At 56.0% G+C, this 20,430-nt stretch carries 17 protein-coding genes and 1 pseudogene; 7 read left to right on the top strand and 11 right to left on the bottom strand.

Going from position 1 to position 20,430, the window contains the following annotated elements:
- The first annotated feature begins 20 nt into the window (after positions 1–20).
- Together ACR3FB_RS06245 and ACR3FB_RS06240 are read left to right on the top strand one after the other, a co-directional pair.
- Positions 21–1,238 carry an ROK family protein gene (locus ACR3FB_RS06245; protein ID WP_480565124.1) on the top strand — a complete coding sequence of 406 codons (1,218 nt, stop codon included), beginning with the start codon at positions 21–23 and terminating at the stop codon, positions 1,236–1,238.
- Positions 1,228–2,739, top strand: a complete 1,512-nt coding sequence (locus ACR3FB_RS06240) for a CRTAC1 family protein (RefSeq protein WP_480565121.1) — start codon at positions 1,228–1,230, stop codon at positions 2,737–2,739. Before ACR3FB_RS06245 ends, ACR3FB_RS06240 begins: the two co-directional genes overlap by 11 nt.
- Here ACR3FB_RS06240 and ACR3FB_RS06235 read toward each other — a convergent pair.
- The 4 genes from ACR3FB_RS06235 to ACR3FB_RS06220 all read right to left on the bottom strand — a co-directional run bounded on the left by ACR3FB_RS06235 (position 2,733) and on the right by ACR3FB_RS06220 (position 6,906).
- Entirely contained in the window at positions 2,733–4,016 is a 1,284-nt protein-coding gene (locus tag ACR3FB_RS06235; protein WP_480565118.1) for a cytochrome-c peroxidase, read from the bottom strand. The two genes, ACR3FB_RS06240 and ACR3FB_RS06235, sit on opposite strands and share 7 nt — an antisense overlap.
- A 2-nt stretch (positions 4,017–4,018) precedes the next feature.
- Positions 4,019–5,029, bottom strand: a complete 1,011-nt coding sequence (locus ACR3FB_RS06230) for an aldose epimerase family protein (protein ID WP_480565116.1) — start codon at positions 5,027–5,029, stop codon at positions 4,019–4,021.
- A gap of 222 nt (positions 5,030–5,251) precedes the next feature.
- A complete protein-coding gene (locus tag ACR3FB_RS06225; RefSeq protein ID WP_480565113.1) occupies positions 5,252–6,178 on the bottom strand; it encodes an aminotransferase class IV in 927 nt (308 codons plus the stop codon).
- Positions 6,175–6,906, bottom strand: coding sequence for a sulfotransferase-like domain-containing protein (locus tag ACR3FB_RS06220; protein ID WP_480565110.1), 732 nt, complete (start codon positions 6,904–6,906; stop codon positions 6,175–6,177). The genes ACR3FB_RS06225 and ACR3FB_RS06220 overlap by 4 nt, the downstream gene beginning before the upstream one ends.
- A gap of 270 nt (positions 6,907–7,176) precedes the next feature.
- Between ACR3FB_RS06220 and maiA the strand changes: the two genes are divergently transcribed.
- Positions 7,177–7,809 (top strand): maleylacetoacetate isomerase, encoded by a 633-nt coding sequence (gene maiA / locus ACR3FB_RS06215; protein WP_425083397.1) that lies wholly within the window; start codon positions 7,177–7,179, stop codon positions 7,807–7,809.
- A gap of 18 nt (positions 7,810–7,827) precedes the next feature.
- On the opposite strand, the pseudogene ACR3FB_RS06210 reads toward maiA, so the two are convergent.
- The 3 genes and pseudogenes from ACR3FB_RS06210 to ACR3FB_RS06200 all read right to left on the bottom strand — a co-directional run.
- Positions 7,828–8,379: pseudogene (locus ACR3FB_RS06210) on the bottom strand (IS6 family transposase); the annotation flags it as partial.
- A gap of 111 nt (positions 8,380–8,490) precedes the next feature.
- The gene (locus tag ACR3FB_RS06205) at positions 8,491–8,898 is read right to left on the bottom strand and encodes a universal stress protein (protein ID WP_170376184.1); all 408 of its coding nucleotides are present in this window, start codon (positions 8,896–8,898) and stop codon (positions 8,491–8,493) included.
- Between the two features lie 57 nt (positions 8,899–8,955).
- Complete coding sequence (locus tag ACR3FB_RS06200) at positions 8,956–9,438, bottom strand: phasin family protein (protein WP_480565107.1); 483 nt, start codon at positions 9,436–9,438, stop codon at positions 8,956–8,958.
- Between the two features lie 167 nt (positions 9,439–9,605).
- Between ACR3FB_RS06200 and ACR3FB_RS06195 the strand changes: the two genes are divergently transcribed.
- On the top strand, positions 9,606–10,763 hold the full coding sequence (locus tag ACR3FB_RS06195; protein WP_480565104.1) for a cation:proton antiporter: 1,158 nt from the start codon (positions 9,606–9,608) through the stop codon (positions 10,761–10,763).
- A gap of 15 nt (positions 10,764–10,778) precedes the next feature.
- On the opposite strand, the gene ACR3FB_RS06190 is transcribed toward ACR3FB_RS06195, so the two are convergent.
- Both ACR3FB_RS06190 and ACR3FB_RS06185 read right to left on the bottom strand, forming a co-directional pair.
- Positions 10,779–11,186, bottom strand: coding sequence for a c-type cytochrome (locus ACR3FB_RS06190; RefSeq protein WP_480539420.1), 408 nt, complete (start codon positions 11,184–11,186; stop codon positions 10,779–10,781).
- A 160-nt stretch (positions 11,187–11,346) separates the two neighbouring features.
- Positions 11,347–12,951, bottom strand: a complete 1,605-nt coding sequence (locus ACR3FB_RS06185; protein WP_480565101.1) for a Na/Pi cotransporter family protein — start codon at positions 12,949–12,951, stop codon at positions 11,347–11,349.
- A 440-nt stretch (positions 12,952–13,391) separates the two neighbouring features.
- On the opposite strand from ACR3FB_RS06185, the gene ACR3FB_RS06180 reads away from it, so the two are divergent.
- Complete coding sequence (locus ACR3FB_RS06180) at positions 13,392–14,612, top strand: APC family permease (protein ID WP_480565099.1); 1,221 nt, start codon at positions 13,392–13,394, stop codon at positions 14,610–14,612.
- Positions 14,613–14,655: 43 nt separating this feature from the next.
- Complete coding sequence (locus ACR3FB_RS06175) at positions 14,656–16,272, top strand: MFS transporter (RefSeq protein WP_480565096.1); 1,617 nt, start codon at positions 14,656–14,658, stop codon at positions 16,270–16,272.
- Here ACR3FB_RS06175 and ACR3FB_RS06170 read toward each other — a convergent pair whose 3' ends face one another.
- Together ACR3FB_RS06170 and ACR3FB_RS06165 are read right to left on the bottom strand one after the other, a co-directional pair.
- Positions 16,273–17,841, bottom strand: a complete 1,569-nt coding sequence (locus tag ACR3FB_RS06170; protein WP_480565093.1) for a trypsin-like peptidase domain-containing protein — start codon at positions 17,839–17,841, stop codon at positions 16,273–16,275.
- Between the two features lie 243 nt (positions 17,842–18,084).
- A complete protein-coding gene (locus ACR3FB_RS06165) occupies positions 18,085–18,588 on the bottom strand; it encodes an Hsp20/alpha crystallin family protein (protein WP_170665417.1) in 504 nt (167 codons plus the stop codon).
- A 278-nt stretch (positions 18,589–18,866) separates the two neighbouring features.
- Here ACR3FB_RS06165 and ACR3FB_RS06160 point away from each other — a divergent pair, with 278 nt between their 5' ends.
- Complete coding sequence (locus ACR3FB_RS06160; RefSeq protein ID WP_480565090.1) at positions 18,867–20,171, top strand: ferredoxin reductase family protein; 1,305 nt, start codon at positions 18,867–18,869, stop codon at positions 20,169–20,171.
- The last annotated feature ends 259 nt before the right edge of the window (positions 20,172–20,430 follow it).

The following is a 20,430-nucleotide window of genomic DNA, read 5'->3' as shown; positions in this document are numbered from 1 at the left end:
ATGAGATTCGCGAGGGCAAGATGCTGAAAAACAAAGCCTCTTCTATCTCTACCGAGCAGCGGAACGTAACGCGGCTGCGCGTGCTGGAGCATATCCGCCGCAAGGGGGCGATCTCGCGCATTGATATTGCGGGTGCTTTGCAGACCAGCCCCGCCACCGTCACCACCGCAACGGCAGACCTGTTGTCTGCGGGCCTGATCCACGAGGTTGAAGGCGACCCTCAGTCCGGGTCCCCACGACGCGGGCGGCCCCGTGTTTTGCTCAAGCTGAACGGGGGATCATTGCTGATCGCAGGGTTCAAGGTCACACGCCACTATGTCTCAGTTCTGATCGCAGATTTCGAAGGGCTCGAAATTGCATCGATCAAATACCCGCTGGTCGAGGCCTGCATGACCCCGCTCGACTTTGCCCGAACCATCCGAAAAGCGCTGGAAAGCTCCTGCGCGGCTGCGTCCGTTTCAATGTCGGATATCGCAGGGGTCTCGATCGGGATCGCGGGCCTGATTGATGCCGAGCATAACTTTGTCCATTGGTCCTCCTCGATCTCGGAACGGAATGTGCCCCTCGGCCCGCTTCTGCAGCAAGAGGTTGATTGCCCAGTCTTCATTGAAAACGACGCCAATCTTGTTGCAAAGGCGGAACAATTGTTCGGACTGGGCAAAGGTCTGCGGAACTTCCTTGTCATCACGATAGAACACGGCGTCGGTCTTGGGATCGTGCTGGGCGGCAAACTTTACAGGGGCGAGCGCGGATGCGGGGCTGAATTTGGCCATACCAAGGTGCAACTGGATGGCGCGCTCTGCCAATGCGGCCAGCACGGATGTCTTGAAGCTTATGTCGGGGAATACGCCTTGATCCGAGAGGCCTCGATTGACGGTCAGGATCGCGACCAGATCACCATTGCCGACCTGCATGACAACGCGCAGTCCGGTGATCAACATGCCTTGTCCGTGCTAGATCGGGCCGGTCAGATATTCGGCATGGGCGTTTCGAACCTGATCAACCTGTTCGATCCGGAATGTATCATCATCTCGGGCAGTCAGGTCAGCTTTCAGCACCTCTATTCCGACAGCGTGATGGAGCGGATACGTAAGGGGGTGGTCCACGTCGATGCCCCCCTGCCCGACATCAAGGTCAACCAGTGGGATGACACCATGTGGGCCAAAGGCGCCATTGCCTATGCCATCGAACAAGTCTCAACCTTGAAGATACGCGAGATGCCGACCCATGCATCGTGAGTGCGCCCTCCTACTGGCAAGCGCCACAGCTGTTGCGGCCGATCAGCCCGTACCAAGCTTTCAACAGATCGAGGTTGCCACACACGTCTATGACGGCGGCTGGGAACATTTCGTGGGCGGAGGCGTTGCGGTGTTCGACTGCAACGGAGACAGCCTGCCCGACCTCTTCGCCGCGGGTGGATCAAACCCGTCGCAGCTGTTCCGCAACACCTCGGGCCGCGATCTCTCTTTCCGCATCGACACACCAGAGGCGCTGTCACTGACCGGTGTGACCGGGGCCTATCCACTGGATATCGACGGCGACGGCTTTCAGGATCTGGCGGTTCTGAGAGTTGGTGAGGACCAATTGTTGCGCGGACAGCCTGACTGCCAGTTTGCCCCTTTTTCCGATCTAAACTTCCAGTCGGATGATCATTGGACCACCGGTTTCTCGGCGACGTGGGAAGACGGCGAGACGCTGCCAACACTGGCCTTCGGAACCTATGTCGACCGTTTTGACCCTGAGGGGCCGTTCGAGACCTGCGGTCCGACACTCCTCTATCGTCCCAAAGGATCAGGTTACGGCGCGCCGGTGCCACTCGAACCGGGCTATTGTTCATTGTCGATCCTGTTTTCCGACTGGGCGCGCACGGGTCGGGCGGACCTGCGGGTCAGCAATGATCGCCACTACTACGTGCGCGGCGGGCAGGAGCAGCTCTGGGCGATGGAGGCTGAACCGCGCCTCTACACCGAAGATGACGGATGGCTACCCTATTCGATCTGGGGAATGGGCATCGCCTCGCGCGATCTCACGGGGGACGGGTTTTCCGATGTCTACCTGACGTCGATGGGCGACCAGAAATTTCAGGTGTTTGACCCCTCAGATGACAGCCCCACTTGGCGCGATGCGACTTATGAGAAAGGCACCACCGCGCACAGACCGCATGTCGGCGGCGATGGGCGACCTTCGACCGGATGGCATGCGCAATTCGGAGACGCCAACAACGACGGGCTAGACGATATTTTCGTGACCAAAGGGAATGTCGAACAGATGCCTGTCGCGGCCTTGAACGACCCGAATAACCTGATGCTACAACAGCCTGACGGCTCCTTTGTCGAAGCGGCCGCCGAGGCGCGCGTGGCCTCGATGGCCAAGTCGCGCGGCGGCGCTTTGGTTGATCTGAACAATGATGGCCAACTGGATCTGGTGGTCGTCAACCGGGGCGCGCCGTTGGAGGTTCACCAGAACACAAGCAACGCCGGAAATTGGGTGTTGGTCGATGTCTCTCAGAACACCTCCAACCGTGCTGCGGTGGGCGGGTTTATCGAGATGCGAACGCCCTCCGGCTTGCAGACCCGCGAGATCACCATTGGCGGAGGCCATGCCGGAGGGACTTCAGGCCTGCATCATTTCGGTCTGGGATCGGCTGAGGCGGTCGAGCTGCGGATGATCTGGCCGGATGTCTCCACAAGCGACTGGCAGGCGTATGACGCCAACCAGATCATCCGCCTCCATCACTGATCCACAGGCAGCCCGCTGGGAACGGTTTCGGCAACACCAAGCCTTTGGGCCGGGTCTTCAAGAGTGTTCAGAAAGCTGAGAATCGCGTTTACCTCATCGTCGCTCAACGAAACCGGCTCCAGGCTATTGGCGGCAGCGATAGCCTCGGTCGTATCAATCAAGGCACGCTGATCATCTGCACCCGGAAACGCGGGCAGACGTGCTTGTTCCAGCGAATACCGCTGCAACGAGCCCACCGGATCAAGGTGGTGGCGCACCACATCCTCCAACTCGGCATAGGCGCCGCTGTGGCCATAAGGGGCGGTCAGGGTCACGTTGCGCAGTGACGGTGTACGGAAGGCAAAGGCATCGTCGGCCTCACCGGTCACCCGCATGCGACCATCGTCGCGCGCGTGACTTTCGAACCGCGCACCCTTGCCCGGCCCGATCTGAGGCATTGCGATGGCGTGGAACCCGTGATCCGTCTGGAGCCATCCGGAATGGCAGGAACTGCACCCCGCCTCACCGTAAAACAGATCCAACCCGGCTTGTGCCTCGGGCGACAGCTCTGCCTCTCCGCGCATCGCCTGATCAAACAGGCTGTTGTCCGCCCGCCATTCGAAGGCGATGAAATCGGCAAGCACGTTGGCGATTGTCGTGAAGGTTATTTCCTCCCCCGGAAGAGCGTCTTCGAACCGCGTCTGATATTCGGGAATGGCTGCGACACGCGCGGCGATCAGGTCCCAGGCCCCGCCCTCTTGCGTCAGCAAACCCAGACGCACCGCTTTACTGATTTCATTCTCGGAGTAATGCCCTGCCATTTCGTCCGGCGACAGCACCGGGAACATGGCCTGCGCCGCGAGGGCGGATTTGAACCCCGGCCGCATATGGGTTCCCAGCGGAGTACGGATGCCATTGGGGCGGCTCGGGTCCGCCTCGAGCCGCCCGTCATGGAAGAAGACCGTGAACTCGTCCGCGCCGAGGTTCCACAAGGCCGGAGAGTTGCGGGGAATGCGCTGTTCCGGGCGGTTTTCGGGGTCCAACGCACGTTTCACTCCCAGCCCGATGCCGCCCTCACCAACGCCCAGCGACAACCCGTCGGACGTGCCCAGACGCGGATGGTGACACGACCCGCAGCTGATGTTGCGATTTCCCGACAGGATCGGATCGTAAAACAGCAACTGCCCCAGCTCGACAACGGCCAGATCGGGTTCCGCGAATACGGGGGGCGGGCCAAGCTCTAGCGCCTGCGCGGCCGAGGCCAATCCCATCATTCCAATCGCCGAAACTACCCTCATGCCTAGGTCCCTGTGAGTTTGAGTGTAAGTGTCTGATGATAGGGCCGCTCAGGTGAAAAAACCAAACTGGGGAACGCGTTGATGTTGGGCGCGTTGGGATAGCCTGATGGCTCAATACACAGACCAGCGCCCGCGTGAAACGGTGCCCTGAGCGAACCAGCAGTATAGACCTGCGCCCCGGTCTGATTAGAGAATACACGCACTCCAAGCCCATTTGCGGCGTCAATCGTGACGATTGGCTGCTGCGCGTCGCGGTCGCTGTTTAGCACGTAGAAATGATCGACGTTTTTACCCGGGCGGCCCGGCGACCTGAAATCCAGAGCCGTGTTTTGTACGTCTTGCAGGTTGCCGGTCGGCACACCCTGCGCATCCGTCTCCAGCACATGCCCGGCATTCACCTTCAGGGTGAAATCTTCAACGCCCGCAGAACTGCCAAGCGTATAGTAGTTATGCTGCGCAATGCTGATCGGCGTTGGCCGGTCCGGCTGGGCTGTAATGGTATAGGTCAGATTGGGAAAACGGAGCGATACGTGCAGCTCGAACCTGACCTCGCCCGGAAAGCCGCCTTCGCCATCGGGGGAAAGATAACTCATCACCGCCTCACGATCCGAAAGCTGCTGCAGTGTCCAGATTTGGCGGGACAGGCCCTCGGCCCCGCCATGCAGTGTATTGGCGCCCTCGTTCGGGTCCAGCCGGTATCGCGTACCCGCGAGGTCAAAGCTCGCGCCCTTGATCCGGTTTGCCACGCGCCCAACAATCGCCCCCTGATAGAAGGGATCCCGCAGATAGGCCTGAGGATCGTCATATCCGAGGATCAACGGCGTGTCGTCTATCCACCACCCTTGGGTGATTGCGCCATAGTTCAGAAGGCTGACGGACATGTTTTTGTCTTGCAACCGCACCTGTTCGATCTGCAAATCCGCCCCCATTTTTCCATCGGACCGCTCAGTGCCGCGACACCTGTAGTCCTGTCCAAAGGCAGCCTGAAGACCAACCCGAGTTACTGCGCTCATAACACCGCCGAACAGGTCCCAACTCCACTAAAGGTGGCGGATGCCTTAGTGCCCAGCTCTGAATGGCGACCACGTGCGCCCCACAGTTAGCGCTATCATAAGCGTTGTCGAACGCCTAGACTAGATGAAATTTGTTTTTTCACCCGCACTACATGGCTCTTATTTTCCCTGACGCAGGACACCCCAAGCGGCGCGATCACGACCCCGCTGGTTGGCCAAGGATCACGTTTGCGCAGCCACGTTCCGGGCGACCAGTTCCTTGTAGAGCGCACGGATGCGCAATGTCATAGGGCCGGCCTTGCCTTCTCCGATCTTTTTGCCGTCGATCTCGGCCACCGGGGTCTGCGCGCCGAAGGTGCCCGTCAGAAACGCCTCATCCGCACCATAGGCTTCGTAGAGAGAGTAGTTCTTTTCAAAAACCGGAATGTCATTGGCGCGGCACAGGTCGATCACCTTCTGCCGGGTCACCCCGTTCATGCAGTAGTCACCGGTCGATGTCCAAACCTCGCCCTTGCGCACGATGAAGAAATTGCAGGCGTTGGTGGTGTTCACAAAGCCATGCGGATCCAGCATCAGCCCCTCATCCGCGCCTGCCTGTTCCGCCTGCAAACAGGCGATGACACAGTTCAGTTTGGAGTGGCTGTTGAACTTCGCATCCTGGCTAGTTGGCAACCCACGCACCTGGGGCACGGTCGCTAGACGGATCCCCCGCGCGGTCAGTGCCTCGGCGGGTTTGGAGTGTTCGACGATGGCTACAATCGTCGGCCCCCAGCGCGACAGCTTGGGATGCTGAAACGGCTTGGCCTTGCGACCGCGCGTGATCATCAGTCGCGCGTGAGCATCGGTTGTTGCGCCATTGGCGGCGGCGGTGGCGTCCAGAATCTCGTGAATTTCCTCACGCGTTTTGCCGATGTCCAGAGACACGGCCTTGCAGCTGTCAAACAGCCGATCCATGTGTTCGTCAAAGAAGGCCCAGCATCCATCATAGAGCCGCAGCCCTTCCCACATGCCATCCCCCAGCATGAACCCGGAATCATAGACCGAGACCTTAGCCTCATCCTTGTGAACCAGCGCGCCATCGACCCAGATTTTCAGGTCCTCGTTGCGGGCATCGTATTCCGCGTCATGAGTTGAGAGTTCGGTCGTCATGCATCACCTTCCAGAACAAGCGCATCCGCCTTGAGCCGCTCATAATACGGCATCGCCGTGTCGCAGACGGATTGAAGCGCAGGCGGTAAGGTCGGGAGCGCCCCCTCAGCGCCCGCAAACCCGGTTGAGGCATGCACGGCCCCGTACCAGTGGCTGGCCCACACACCGTCCGACGGATGGCCGCCCGCAGGCCAAGACAACATGGCCGGGTCAAAGGGCAAATCAATTGCCGCACATAGTTTCCGCAACATCCGTTCGGGCGCCTGACGAATGTCATAGCTGTCGACGATCACCCCTGCCCCGGTTCGCGCGCAGATCAGATCGTAAATCTCGGCCTGTTGCAAAAAACCAATATCCTCGAGCGTCGGGTTTTCGCGTTTTGCGGCATAGCTGGCCAGCACACGCGCTGGGTGGCGGATCAGAAAGACATGTTTCAGCCCATCCATCCAGAGCTGATCCAAGCCCCAAACCATATGCTGGGTCATGTGTTTCTGGTAGATATGCGCCTTGCCTTCGGGCGGCTGCGCTGCGCAACCCTGGCCGACCTGAAGGGGGTCCGTTTCGCCGGCAGCAACGATCTCCTCGCCCATCGGGTGATCCAGCCCAGTCTCGGCCAGATAGGCCGCGTAGAACGGCTCATCCCAGACGGCGCAATCCTCGCGCGCGCCGAAAGCATACATCATCGCAGTGGATAGATTTCTGGGGCCAGACCAGCAGGCTATGTTCATTTTTCAAGACCCCTCAATCGGGTTGACAGATGGTAACGCGGGCGTGCCTCAGCCCGAAGTTTTAGCATGCGCTGCGGTCACATAAGGACACAACTTCAAGTTCACGCATACCCCGTCTGCTTGTCGTAGCAACACCCCGATCTTGTCAACATCGAGTGCTCAGAGGATCACTTAAAACAGCCTTGGCAAGACGCCAGACTGACGTCGCGGTTTTTCCAGTTGAATTTCGTTGCAAATGTAACAATGTTGGAGCAACGACAGGATGATATCATGAAACTCTATTCCTACTGGCGCTCAACGACTTCATATCGGGTTCGCATAGCCTTGAACCTAAAGGGCCTCAGCTACGACTACAGCCCGGTCGATCTGGTCGCCGGAGAGCAAAGCGAACCCGGGTACACCGCGCTCAACCCTGGCAAGGGTGTTCCGACCCTGGTTCTGGAGGACGGCACAGCCCTGACCCAGTCGCTTGCAATCATCGACTATCTGGAGGCCATCGCGCCAGAACCTCGGCTGCTTCCATCCCACCCCCTGCCGCGCGCGCGTGTCCAGGCCGCCGCGCACGCCATCGCGATGGACATCCACCCGGTGAATAACCTGAGGGTCATGACCTACCTCAAATCTCAAATGGGAATGGACTCTGCCGGTCAGACCGATTGGTTCCACCATTGGATGACCGAAGGGTTTGTCGCCTACCAGGCGCTGTTGCCGCAAAACACCCGTTATAGTTTCGCAGATACCCCGACCCTCGCCGATATCTGCCTTGTCCCCCAGCTCTATAACGCGCATCGCTGGGGGGTGGACATGACACGCTTTACTCGACTGCTAGAGATCGAAAAACACGCGCTGTCCCTTGCCGCTTTTGATCAGGCGCGCCCAGAGAACCAACCCGACGCAAGTTAACAAGTTTAACTAACGGCAGGCGGATGGTCGTCGTCGGAAAGGAAGGTACGAATTCTCAACACGGTTGTGGAGCAAACTGCCCGTTTGTTGTTTTCCCTTGGCACCAAGTTCTTTGAGAGCAGCCCGATATGATACGAAAGGATCCGTGACCACATTCTCCGCAACACCGTAGCGGTTCATAAATTTCTCTATTAATTTCTATGCTTTCCGCCTGCTTCGGCGATAGGTGACGACAGCTTCGAGCACCTCTCCTTCGTGATCATCGGTGCGCCACAGGTGGTGCCACTTTCCATTGATCTCAACAAGCACTTCACCGATCTGCCATTTCAATTTTGGGTATGCCCGCAACTGCTGGATCCGTTTTATCCGAATTTCCGATGCGAAAATCGGGCTAAACCAGTTCCGCCACTACCGCACGGTCTTGTGGCTGACTTCGATGCCATGCTTACGCATCAGGTCTCCCACATTTTTAAGCGACAGAGGAAACCAAACACGTAGCATTACCGCCAAGAGAATGATTTCTGGGCTGGTTTTATAACACTTGAAGGGAACTCGTCTTTTCACGAGCAGGGGCTACAAAAGCCCCCTACCCGACTCAAGACAAGTTCCTCTGACAAGCCTTTATTTTGGTTCAGCAAGTAAGGGGCCATTACAAAAGAATCTCGTATCTCTAGCTTTGGATCACCGAATTACGTGAACCGAACACTTGGCATGATGCACGACTCTGTTCGCAGTGGAACCTAGAAATATGTCCTCGAATCCTGGCTTGTGCGACGCTAAGACGATGCAATCAACGTCGTTCTGATTTGCAAAGTCGACAATTGCCCTACCCGCGTGCCCAGAGATGAGCTGTACCTTCGCGTCAGGAATCTCAGAGGCAGTCTGATGCAGGTTCTCCAATATCTCATGCCGCGTATGTGCAAGCACCTCGCTTGGAATCTGAGACCCTACATACGCCGGAATAGGCTCTTGGACGTGCACAACGGTAAAAACAGCGTCGGCATCAGCCAATTGGCGCGCGGCCTCAAACGACGCTTGAGTGTCGTGTTCTTTGTCCAGAGCAACCGGGATCAGGATATTCTTGTACATTTGACCTCCTATCTACTGCTCAGATGATTTCGGTTTGGTAATTCGGCAGCAGGAACCCTACACAGGCTCAGACTTTGAAGATTTCCCCGCGCTCTTTGTAGCGGCGGCAACATCACCAACTGTTTTCTCAACAGCTTCAGCTTCGGTTTCTGCGACATAAGATGCACATCGGGACACAGTTTCGAACCATTCCTGCGCGTCAGCAACCAACCGCTCAGCCGAATGGCGCTGCCATTCTGCCATGCTCTGGAAGGCTTTCGATGGATCGGACGGGTTCGCTGAAGACACATTGCGTGCAGCTTGTAGAGCCGTCCGAACCGCCTCATGACGCCGTTGGAACCAATGCTGTGCAAAGGCCTCTGTTTCTTCGAGCAATTTTTCTTGCGCGTCCCAAAATTGTTCGATCTGGGCAGCGAAGGCCGGATTGCCAGATACGGGCGGCTGCATTTGCTTGAAAACATCCAACAGTGAAGTCGGGCTGTTTGTGTTGGATTTCTTTGTCGGCATCGAAAGTTCCTCCTCATTTTCTGAATGAGTCATTGTGCCACTTGCGGCACGCTTTCGCCTTAATACAGATCAATATCCCTTATTTTTCAGGTCTTCGGCCTAAGCTACGACGGGACCCCCGCATTCTCTCCGACATCGGTTCCTAGAAGGCAGTGTTGGAGTTAGAGTAGTTTAGACAAGAACTTAACGCTTGGGTTTCTATGCACATTGCCGGCTTTCTGATTACCCTTGGTGTCCTCTTTCTTGCCGGATTGGCGGCCGATCAACTGGGCCGGGCCACGCATCTTCCTCGTGTGACAACTCTGCTGTTCCTCGGTCTGATCGCCGGGAACGCCGGATTGGGGTTGATCCCACTCGACGTTGCAATGTGGTTCGACGAGATTTCCATTGTGGCCTTGACGATGGTCGCGTTCCTTCTTGGAGGATCTTTGACCCGCGAGAACCTGGTTCGGCACGGCCGAGCCATTCTGACGATTTCGATTTCAATCGTGATTGCAACTCTTGTTATCGTGTCTGCTGGATTGACCGCAATCGGCGTACCCTTCGGGCTGGCATTGGTGCTGGCGGCAATTGCCACGGCTACAGCTCCGGCCGCCATGACAGACGTGATCAAGCAATCTGGAGTGTCTAACAGCTTCACTGAGACACTAAAGGGCGTCGTCGCAATTGATGACGCTTGGGGTCTGATCGTTTTCAGCATCGCCCTGGTTCTGGCCGGTCATTCGGACGGTTGGACCACCGTCACGACCACAGCAATGTGGGATTTCGGAGGGGCGATTCTTTTGGGTGCCGCACTGGGCGTGCCATCCGCTTACCTGACCGGCCGCTTAAAACCGGGAGAGCCAATGCAGGCAGAAGCAGTGGGCATAGTCTTTCTGACAGCGGGCCTCGCGCTTTGGCTGGAGGTTTCATTTTTGGTAGCAGGCATGGTTGCGGGCGCAGTTATCGGGAATCTTGCCCGCCATCACGACCGTGCTTTTCATGAGATCGAGCACATTCAGTGGCCATTCATGATCCTGTTCTTCCTGTTGGCTGGCGCCACGTTGGATATCGAAGCCTTCGGCTTGATGGGCTGGGCTGGTGCTCTTTTCCTGATCTTACGCGCCGTGGCCCGTCTTGTGGGAGGGTATTGCGGAGCGAGACTGGGCGGCCTGCCTCGCCATCAGACCCGCTGGTACGGCCCCGCTTTGTTGCCACAGGCTGGTGTCGCGGTAGGAATGGCCCTCGTTGCCGGAGAGCAATTTCCGAACTGGGCATCGTCCATCATGGCCTTTACTCTTGCCAGCACTGTGGCCTTCGAAGTGTTGGGGCCGCCACTGACTCTCATGTCAATCAGACGCACGGCTGATACGGACTAGCAGATTGGTCCGTGACTAGTCGGCTTGGATCGAGTCCAAAAAGGCGAGCAAATTCGCCAACGGCAGGCCAACCATCATTCGTTGCCCGTTGGGCAAAGCCACCGCGATTTGTTGGTCTGTTTCAAACACCGCGCCAAAGATCGGCATTTCGCCCCCATGCGCGAGCAATTGGGATCGACCATCAATCTGTTCAGCTATGCGATCTGTCGGAAAAACACTGTCGTTTTGGCCCGCTAATTTGGTAAGGTCGGGCGTTCGAATAGCCATCATTTCCGCCATCGGCCCGTCTCCGGTCGCTTCGAAACCGTGACATTGCCAGCAATACGTCCGGTACAAATCACGCCCTTCGTCGACGCTGACGTCCTGCGCCAGTACAGGTCCCGTGACGAACAGTGCCAGTAAAACCCCGCGAACAATCTTCATATGCTCCTCCAATTTGCTGCCCCGGATGCAGATCTTATTAAACCGCATCCTTAAGAAACTTCTTTGACCTTGCTCATGTTGCACGCTTAAGCACGAAGATTGCCGTTTCAGCCGAAGAACGTTCGAGCTAGTGCCGAGTCTAATCCAGGCTAGCCTCCAACTACGCCAGTTCGTCATTGACCTCACCACCCCTGCGCCCAGACGGCGCTCCTTCCAATGCGTTCAAATGCCAACGAATGCGCCAGAGGTGATAAGACACGCGATGTAACCATCTGAGGGCATCCAGCCGAGCCCAAACCACGTCGTCCGGCAGATTGTCAGTTGCCGCGTCGGAAATGAGCAAGTCTCTGCGAAGTTTCCTCTGTCGCCGCAGAAAACGGCGAAGACGGTTCAGCGTGTTTTCACACTGCACCGGATTGTCGATCTCTAAATGGCCGTCAGTTGCTGCAATCAACACCGAAGCAAGCCGCTTCAAACGCCGGTCTTTCGGTAACTCGCTTATCCGATCATCTTGGCTACACCGGTAAAGCAGCCGGTCAAGATGGTCGAGGACATGGTACATACCCTTGATGCTGGATATCTCTGCCTCGGACCTGCTAGGCAGTTCAATCTTGTCTAGGTACGAGCGCGCCTCAGAAACAGCCATCTCAATGCTATCCCGCCCATAGCCGGGTCCGCTTGGCAGAGATGCCCCCATACATGACCGAAGGTGCCCCACTTCGGCCCTTACAATTTGTTCGACTGAAGCTTTTGCTGCATCCACCGCTATTTCGGGTACCCCAAGAACCAGCGGATCCAGAGACCTCGTCAACTCAGCACCTCTGTCGGGTACGAGCGCCTCGATAAATCTGGCGAAGGGTTTCGCGAACGGCAAGATCAGCGCTACGCCAATGGCGTTGAAGAAACTATGGAACGCGACAAGCGCAGTCAGTGAGTTTCCGGCCCCCGTCCCACTTACAAAGACCGAAGTAAACGGCCCCAGCAGAAAAAATGCCATTGCTCCTGTCATCACGTTGTAGATCACATGCGCAAAACCGGTTCGACGCGCCATAGTGCCCCCACCCAAGGTGGCCAGAACAGCGGTGAAAGTTGTCCCCACGTCCATTCCAATGACGAGAGCCGCGGCTTGAGGGAAGTTCACAGCACCGGCGCTCAACGCAGCCAATGCCGTTGCAACACCAGCACTCGAAGACTGCGTCACCATCGTGATAAGGACGCCGATCAATACAAGCTTCAGCCTGCCCAGTAATGTATCTGGCGGAAAATCGGCAGGGGTAACTACGCCGCGAAAGGCGTCCAGCCCGGACTTGAGCTGCTCGATCCCAATGAAAATCAAGCTGAAGCCGGCCAACGCCAGCCCAATGCCGGCAACCGCTTTTGTTCCTGAAAGCGCCAGCAAAGCCCCAACAAAAACAACGGGCAACATCACTTGCCCAAGGTCCAGCTTGAACCCCAAGAGCGCGACGAGCCAACCTGTCATGGTCGTTCCGATATTGGCCCCAAAGATGATCCCAAGCGCTTGGGGAAAGGTGAGAAGACCAGACGCGACAAATCCGACGGCCGCGACAGTCGTCGCACTGGAAGACTGGATCGCAGCTGTCGTGACCGCGCCAGTTACCGCCCCGGTAAACGGTGTCGACGTGAACCGGCCCAAAATATCTCGCAGTCGCGCCGCTGCCAAAGCCTTCAAACCGTCCGTCATCAACAGCATGCCGATAAGGAACAAGCCGATGCCGCCCAGGGCTGGTAACAGGTTCCAGAGCATCACGAACTGCCTTCCACCCTAAATCTCAAACCGCCTGCCATGTTTGCTTTGCCTTTGAGTCCGACGGCAAACGACAGTTGGTTTGGATTCAGCCTCGCAGACCGGCGACCGCGAGTTGATTGACATAGATCAAAGCACCAACAAGAATCACATAGTGAAATACGAATGTTTCAGCGTGTTCTACGTTCACCCGTCTGTCCCCAAGCAAACACAAAGGTGAACGGAATTCTGAAGGAGTGGAAGTTCCACCCACTGGGGGCTCGGCAGAAGTGGTGGCGAGCCCCCAGTTAGTTTTTTGGCGCACGATGCGCCCAGACGTTGAGACACAAGGCATTCGATGAAGCTTTGACCATCGGATCGCGCCGCTCCGCCAATCGCGGACAAAACTGGGAAGGACGCCACTGACGACGTTCTGAATGGGCAGTTGGTGGAAATCGCTTATGAACTCTGTTGATCCAAACGAACAGAAACTCAGACGAGCCCTTACTACCCCGTTGCTCACGCTCTATGGCCTCGGGGTAACGGTCGGAGCGGGCATTTATGTTTTGGTCGGCGCGACAGCAGACATTGCCGGACCGTTTGCAGCGTTTTCGTTCGTCGTAGCCGCACTCGTCGTATCACTCACCGCGCTTTCTTATGCAGAACTCGCAACGCGATTTCCCGTCAGCGCAGGTGAAGCAGCCTATGTTGAGGCGGGATTCCAGAAAAGATGGATGGCGGTTTTCGTCGGCCTCGCGGTCGCAGCTTCAGGGATTATCTCTGCCTCTGCAGTTGCAATTGGCGCAGCTTCATACCTGCACGCTTTAACCGGTTTTGCGATCCCTATTTTGACCATCAGCGTCGTTTTGATCATGGGTCTAATCGCGCTTTGGGGGATCACCGAGTCGGTTTTTGTCGCGGCTGTCATTACGATCATCGAGATCGCAGGCCTTCTCTTTTTGATTGGCTGGGGCATGTCAATTCAGGATCCGCAGGGATACGGGATCAGTTCGATGCTTCCCCCGCTTGAACTCGACGCGTGGAGAGGAATTTTCGCGGCATCACTCCTCGCCTTCTTTGCATTTGTTGGCTTCGAGGACATGGCCAATGTCGCAGAAGAGGTCAAAGACCCGGTCCGCACCATCCCAAAAGCGATTTTACTAACGCTCGTTCTGGCGACGGTACTGTATCTAGGAACCTCAATAACGGTTCTACTTGTTGTTCCGATCGATGTTCTGTCGACATCTGCAGCCCCCCTCGCGCTTGTGTTTTCAAACGCACCCGAGGTGATCAAACAAGGCTTTTCCGCAGTCGCGATTGTGGCGACAGTCAATGGAGTACTGATCCAGATGATCATGGCCTCACGGGTGATCTACGGCCTAGCTGACCGTGACCATTTGCCGAAGGTTCTGGCGATTGTCCCGAAAGCAACTCAGACACCTGTTGTCGCTACTTTGTTGGTCGTCGCAATCATCGTTCTCCTGACCCAAACTATACCGATTGGTACTCTGGCAGAGCGCACGTCTCAGATCGTTCTAGGTGTCTTTGTACTGGTCAATGTCTCGCTGTTCCTGCTGAAGATGAAGCCGGACGAGGCCGCCAAACACTTCCGTGTTCCTCTTGTGGTACCGATCCTTGGGGTGATCACCAGCGCATTGCTTTTTGGATCTGGATTTCTCTAACTAGATACAATGAACCATAGGCCTCAGCGAGCTGCCACAGCATATGACGACTGACCAAGCTTCCATAGGATCAAAACTTTCGGCCTGGTGGCATAGAACGTTTGTGGATCTGGTTCAGCAGCTGCAATGGTCCTATTTGCCGCCACTGATGGTCTATTTCGCGGCCGGTGTGTCCGGTCTGACCTCAGTCGTCGGAGCTTTTTTCCTAAAAGACTATCTCGATTTATCCGCCTCTTTCGTTGCAGGACTTGCATTTTGGGCCGGTCTCCCTTGGATCCTCAAAATGCCACTTGGCCATGTCGTGGACTTGTTCTGGCGTTGGAAGTCCTTGCTGATCTTGTTCGGCGCATCCTTGATCACATTGTCTTTGCTCACAATGTACGGTCTCGTGACCGCGCCTGCACAGATGTCCAAGTTCATGCCGTTGGAAGACTGGTATGTTGTTGCCCTCCTCTTGGCGCCTTCCGGCTATGCCATTCAGGATGTTGTCGCTGACGCCATGACTGTTGAGGCGGTCCCAAAGGTTGACCAGCGCGGCCTACCGTTTACGCCAGAAGAAACCCGTGCTCAGCACACGACGATGCAAACCTTGGGCAGAGTTTCGATCATTTCCGGGTTCGCGGCGGTTGCGGCTGTAAACATCTGGATATTCTCTGGGACCGAAGAACTGCAAAAATCCGAACGCCTTGCGCTTTATGGCCAAGTATACCTGATAGCTCTGGCCATACCGGTGTTGTCCGTCAGTGGAGTGGTTCTTCACAGCTTTATCCAGCGTCAGCTTGTCAAGCGCGGCCACCCGCCCCATACGCCGGATGAAGCCACCGAAGTCAGATGGTCCATATTGCTCGGCGGTCTTGCATTCGTTTTGCTTAGCATCGTGCTGGGAACCGCGGATTTCGAATTTGCGCAAGAGACCGTTTTTGCGGTTTCCCTGACGGTGATCCTCTACCTCATGTCGCGTCTGCTGAAAGAGTTGGAACCGGCCCAAGCCAAAGCCCTAATCGGGACAGCGACAATCATTTTTGTATTCCGCGCTGTGCCGCTACCGGGACCAGGCCTGACATGGTTTGAAATCGATGAACTGGGGTTCGATGAACAGTTCCTGGCAATCCTGGCTTTGTTGACTTCGATGCTGGCCCTGCTCGGGTTAATCGTCCTTCGACCATTTATGGCCAATCGCTCCATTGCGCATGTGGTGGTGTTGCTGACGATTGCGGCGGGCGTACTCGCCCTGCCCAATCTTGCCCTCTACTACGGCGTGCATGAATGGACGGCGGCGCGTACCGGCGGAGTTGTCGACGCAAGGTTCATTGCCATTCTTGACACAGCCGTTGAGTCGCCGCTTGGACAGATCGCAATGGTCCCGATGTTGGCTTGGATCGCACGCAATGCCCCTGTTCAGTTGAAAGCGACCTTTTTTGCGGTGATGGCATCGTTTACCAACATGGCTTTGTCGGCCAGCAGCCTCAGCACCAAATACCTCAACCAAACATTCGTCGTCACACGCGCTGTCACAAATCCAGAAACCGGTACGGTCACGTCCACCGCGGACTACAGTGAACTTGGGTACTTGCTGATCTCCGTAGCCGTGATCTCGGTGATCGTTCCACTGGTCACAGTGTTTTTTGTTCAAAACTCGCGCTTCCGAACGAGCGAATGATCACTGGCTTTCAACCTCTCCCAGCAGAGCTCTGAGATGTGAGACCGGGACGCCGATGTTTGAGCCACCAAACTCGGGCAGGATCGCAGCATTGATGGCAACGACCTCACCCCGCCGATTCAATGCTGGCCCCCCGCTCCCACCGGTTGTGGTCTCGGCGTCATAAACGATGGCGCTCCCACTTGTCCGCGCAACAATCCCTCGGCTTGCCAGCGGGTGTATCTTGCTTTGTGTAGAAAGCCGGGACGCGATCGACCAAAAGTTTAACGTTCCTTCTGCTTCTAGTTCCCCTAAAAAGCCCGGACCGGCCTGCGCGATCAAAGCCTTCAAACCCGTTGGATATCCCAACAGATACAGCTCTTCACCTACGCGCGACGTGGCATCCGCCAAAGGAATTCCGAGGTCCTGAACGCGGCTTGGCTCAACTGCCAAAATCGCCAAGTCTGCCGCGTCGCTGAATCGGACCAGACGCGCCTTTATTGGTTCCGTTTGATCAGGCAAATAGGCCAGCAGCCTCAACATCTCTGGCTCAAGACCCGCGTCTATCAGCGCTTGTTCTCGGTTCCCCGAAGTCCAAGGCAAAGCGACATGGCGATTGGTGGCCATCAACGGTACCCCAGCAATCAAAAAGCCCGTTCCGGTGAATTGAAATTCTGCGGGTTCGCCGGCCCCGTCCGGTTCGATCCAAGGCTGGCCAAATGGGGTTTTCAGGTTTTCTCCGTTCGGTCCCAACACATGCCGCAAAATCTTGCCGCTTTCCACGTGGCGCAGCCCATAAGCTCCCTGGAGGAAAGCGACGGATCGAATTGACGCAGCGATCACGCGCGTGGGTGCTCCCGCCCGCTGCTCCAAGGTTCCAAGACGCTCCTCGGTCGATAAGACCTGGTTCTCAAATGCGTCGCGCAACGAAGCCAAGTCATCAGGCGTAAGTGCGTCTTCTCGCGTCTGTGCGAGCATAACTGCGACCGCTTCAATCTTGCGGGACTCCTGTTCGATACTATCCGCCAAGCGCCGGTCGTTTTGATACAGCAGGTACCCAAACCCCGCGATCACAAGAAGCGTTGCAAGAACTGTGATCCTGAACAGTATCGTGGTTTGAGAGGCAAGCCGCCGCCCACTATCGCGCAAGGCACCAGACATCTTTTTGGCGAAAGGTCGACGGCTCGTTCGGGTGTAAGCATATGCATCACTTAGGATATCCTCGACTGTATGGTGCGCGGGAAATGAATGATCGCACAACCTGTATCGAGACATGGGGCCCTTTTCGCCAAACTCGATCATGTCGCCATGGTCAAGAGGCGCCGATGAGGCTTTTTGCCCGTTCACCCATACATTGCGCCCTAACGACACGGTTATCTTATAGCCGTCGTCAGCCCACTGTAGGGTCGCAATATCGTTGTCATGCGGAGGCAGGTCGTCTTTAGGTCGAAGGCTTAGCACCCTGCCCTCGTCAACTGAAACAGTTAGGGCTTTATCGACCAGCCAGTTCACCTGGCCGCGCGATGGTCCGGTCAGGCTCTCCAGAAAGGCCCGCACCTCTCCTTCACCAGCATGTCCTGAGGGTGTCATGCCACTCTCTTCTGGTTTTCGCATTATGGCCCCCTACCCAAACGCGTTATGGCATTCTACCACGCTTCAACGCCAAACCCATGGACTGGTACGAACGTGCAAAAAACACGTTTGTACAGACACTTGCGATGTCTGCCCGGTCTCAACCAAAAACACTTATCAGGCCGCAACTCTAGGAGGGCCGATCCATGATCGACCCTCTGCCTTGGCATTTTTATGCGCGGTATCGAGCCACCAGACTGTCTATTTAGACGATACCTTGATCTTACGGCTTGGATCCTGAGGTTCAGTCTTCGGCATTTCTATATGCAGAACGCCCTTGTCGAATGTGGCTGAAATCCTGTCGATTTCTACAGTGTCCGGCAGCGACATGGCTCTGGAAAAGCTGCCATAGCTTCTTTCGCTTACACGCAAATCGCCCGCTTCATCATGCGCAATCTTCTTCTGACCGCTCAAGATTAGCCTGCGGTCCTTGATTTCAATTTCCACATCATCCTCTTCGAGCCCCGGCAATTCAGCCGTCAGGACAATCGCAGAATCCGTTTCTTGGACATCGATTGCCGGCGAAATCGCGCCCGTCATATCAAGAGACGGAAAACCCGTGCGTTGCGCAGCCGTTTCCATCGGCAGGAAGGGTGATCCTCCCCCCAAAAAACGCGACATCAAGGTTTCCATTTCACGCCGAAAGTTGTCAGAGAGCGGATGCATTCCAGTGAAAAGTTGCGGTGACTTTTTGTCTTCCAACATTTTGAGCCTCCTCCTTTGGTCGGATTTCGCGCGCGCAAAATTATGACAGGAAAAGCGGTCAAGGACCTTGATCTTGCGCAAGCATGCAACCTCAGCATCAGCCAGACTGAACGCAGCGGCTGAACGAACTGAAACGGGAAACGTCGCCCACTAAACTTGCCTCGTCGCGCCAGAGTTAACACCAATCGCAGTAGTCTTGATCGGAATCCCAGGTCAGCTTAGCGTCTATTTTGAATGAGCCCGAGCTGCCCAGCTTTAGCACAATGGAGCAAAACTGTATGAAATGGCCTTATCTGGCGCTGATTTACGTTTTGCTGATCTTGGCTCCCTTTGGTTTTTCTTGGTCTCTGGGATGGCCACCACGATCATTTCATCAAGAGCTCGCGTCCGGGCTTGGGATGCTTGCTTTTTCAATAATCTTAGTCGAGTTCCTGCTGTCTGGGCGGTTCAGGTTCATCTCTTCCGGCCTAGGTATGGATGTAACCATGCGGGTACATCAGTTGATGGCGCGTACAGCACTCGGCTTTGCGCTGATACACCCGCTGCTGTATCAGGGTACGCCTTCTGGCGGGCGCCGCCCGTGGGATGAAACAAACCAACTTACGATTTCGACCGACTTTTCTGTGCTGGTATCGGGCATCGGCGCATATTTTTTGCTGTTCATTCTGGTCGCCTCGGCAATTGCCCGCAAATCCCTTGATTACAAATACGAAACATGGCGCCTCTTACACGGGCTGGGAGCCTTGGTGATTGCATGCCTGCTGTTGCATCACACGGTCTATGCTGGGCGCTACGGTGGGCATCCGCTGTTGATGTATCTCTGGCTTGCCCTGACCAGTATTGCGGTTGGAACTTTGCTGTATGTCTATCTCGTTCGCCCTTTACGTCAGAGGAAAAGGTCGTGGCACGTCTCATCTGTGTCTCGACTATCACAGAAGCAATGGGAGTTGCACCTCATGCCCCATGGTCACAACGGACTAAACTTCGAAGCAGGGCAGTTTGCCTGGCTAAACGTCGGCCACAGTGCCTTTTCTCTGCATGAGAACCCATTCTCGATTAGTTCGGCACCAGCAGAAGGCCCTGAGGTTTCATTCGTGATAAAGGAGCTTGGGGATTTCACATGCGGCCTCGGACAGATCGCTCCGCGAACCACGGCCTATCTGGATGCCCCGCACGGGAATCTGTCGATCAGCCACCGCACTGAGACAGGTATTGTTCTGATCGCAGGTGGTGTAGGGATCGCGCCCATGTTGAGCATTATGCGTCAAGTTCGACTGAGTGGAACACGGCACGATCTCAAGCTTATCTATGGCAACCGGGTGGAGGAGCAGATTGTTTTTCGTCAGGAGTTGTCCAAAGAAGACACAGTATTTGTTCTATCTGAACCGCCAAAGGACTGGTCCGGAGAGACAGGCTTGATCGACGGTCCCCTCTTGGACCGCAATTTGTCTTCTGAACAATTTGAAAGCTGGCTTTTTGTTCTTTGCGGCCCCCCTGCCATGATGGACACCGTCGAAGATCATCTAATTGAGCGGGGCACCGCGTCACACCGGATTTTGTCTGAAAGGTTTGACTATGATTAGACCGCTCAGAAACCTGCCCGCGCGCCAACAAGTGAAACTCGCAGTTTGGTTCATCAGTTTTATAATCTTCGTCGCTGTCTTGGCCTTTTGCTTAAGGTAGCAAGCTAGACCACAAGGGATTGGCTAGCTTCAAAGCTGCCGGCCGAAAGGGCAGGTTTTCTTGGAGATGGATGTCATCGCGAACTTCCTTAAAACATGCCCTGCGTAAACAGCCAAAGCGCACGACAACGATCTCAATGTGGTCTCAAGAAACGCCTTT

Source organism: Ruegeria sp. AO1, from assembly GCF_056535985.1.
This window is presented reverse-complemented; position numbering and strand designations above follow the sequence as displayed.

Excerpts from the sequence above, each read along its gene's own strand:
- ACR3FB_RS06245 (WP_480565124.1), top strand. The coding sequence starts at position 21 with ATGCTGAAAAACAAAGCCTCTTCTATCTCTACCGAGCAGCGGAACGTA.
- ACR3FB_RS06240 (WP_480565121.1), top strand. The coding sequence starts at position 1,228 with ATGCATCGTGAGTGCGCCCTCCTACTGGCAAGCGCCACAGCTGTTGCG.
- ACR3FB_RS06235 (WP_480565118.1), bottom strand. The coding sequence starts at position 4,016 with ATGAGGGTAGTTTCGGCGATTGGAATGATGGGATTGGCCTCGGCCGCG.
- ACR3FB_RS06230 (WP_480565116.1), bottom strand. The coding sequence starts at position 5,029 with ATGAGCGCAGTAACTCGGGTTGGTCTTCAGGCTGCCTTTGGACAGGAC.
- ACR3FB_RS06225 (WP_480565113.1), bottom strand. The coding sequence starts at position 6,178 with ATGACGACCGAACTCTCAACTCATGACGCGGAATACGATGCCCGCAAC.
- ACR3FB_RS06220 (WP_480565110.1), bottom strand. The coding sequence starts at position 6,906 with ATGAACATAGCCTGCTGGTCTGGCCCCAGAAATCTATCCACTGCGATG.
- maiA (WP_425083397.1), top strand. The coding sequence starts at position 7,177 with ATGAAACTCTATTCCTACTGGCGCTCAACGACTTCATATCGGGTTCGC.
- ACR3FB_RS06205 (WP_170376184.1), bottom strand. The coding sequence starts at position 8,898 with ATGTACAAGAATATCCTGATCCCGGTTGCTCTGGACAAAGAACACGAC.
- ACR3FB_RS06200 (WP_480565107.1), bottom strand. The coding sequence starts at position 9,438 with ATGACTCATTCAGAAAATGAGGAGGAACTTTCGATGCCGACAAAGAAA.
- ACR3FB_RS06195 (WP_480565104.1), top strand. The coding sequence starts at position 9,606 with ATGCACATTGCCGGCTTTCTGATTACCCTTGGTGTCCTCTTTCTTGCC.
- ACR3FB_RS06190 (WP_480539420.1), bottom strand. The coding sequence starts at position 11,186 with ATGAAGATTGTTCGCGGGGTTTTACTGGCACTGTTCGTCACGGGACCT.
- ACR3FB_RS06185 (WP_480565101.1), bottom strand. The coding sequence starts at position 12,951 with ATGCTCTGGAACCTGTTACCAGCCCTGGGCGGCATCGGCTTGTTCCTT.
- ACR3FB_RS06180 (WP_480565099.1), top strand. The coding sequence starts at position 13,392 with ATGAACTCTGTTGATCCAAACGAACAGAAACTCAGACGAGCCCTTACT.
- ACR3FB_RS06175 (WP_480565096.1), top strand. The coding sequence starts at position 14,656 with ATGACGACTGACCAAGCTTCCATAGGATCAAAACTTTCGGCCTGGTGG.
- ACR3FB_RS06170 (WP_480565093.1), bottom strand. The coding sequence starts at position 17,841 with ATGACACCCTCAGGACATGCTGGTGAAGGAGAGGTGCGGGCCTTTCTG.
- ACR3FB_RS06165 (WP_170665417.1), bottom strand. The coding sequence starts at position 18,588 with ATGTTGGAAGACAAAAAGTCACCGCAACTTTTCACTGGAATGCATCCG.
- ACR3FB_RS06160 (WP_480565090.1), top strand. The coding sequence starts at position 18,867 with ATGAAATGGCCTTATCTGGCGCTGATTTACGTTTTGCTGATCTTGGCT.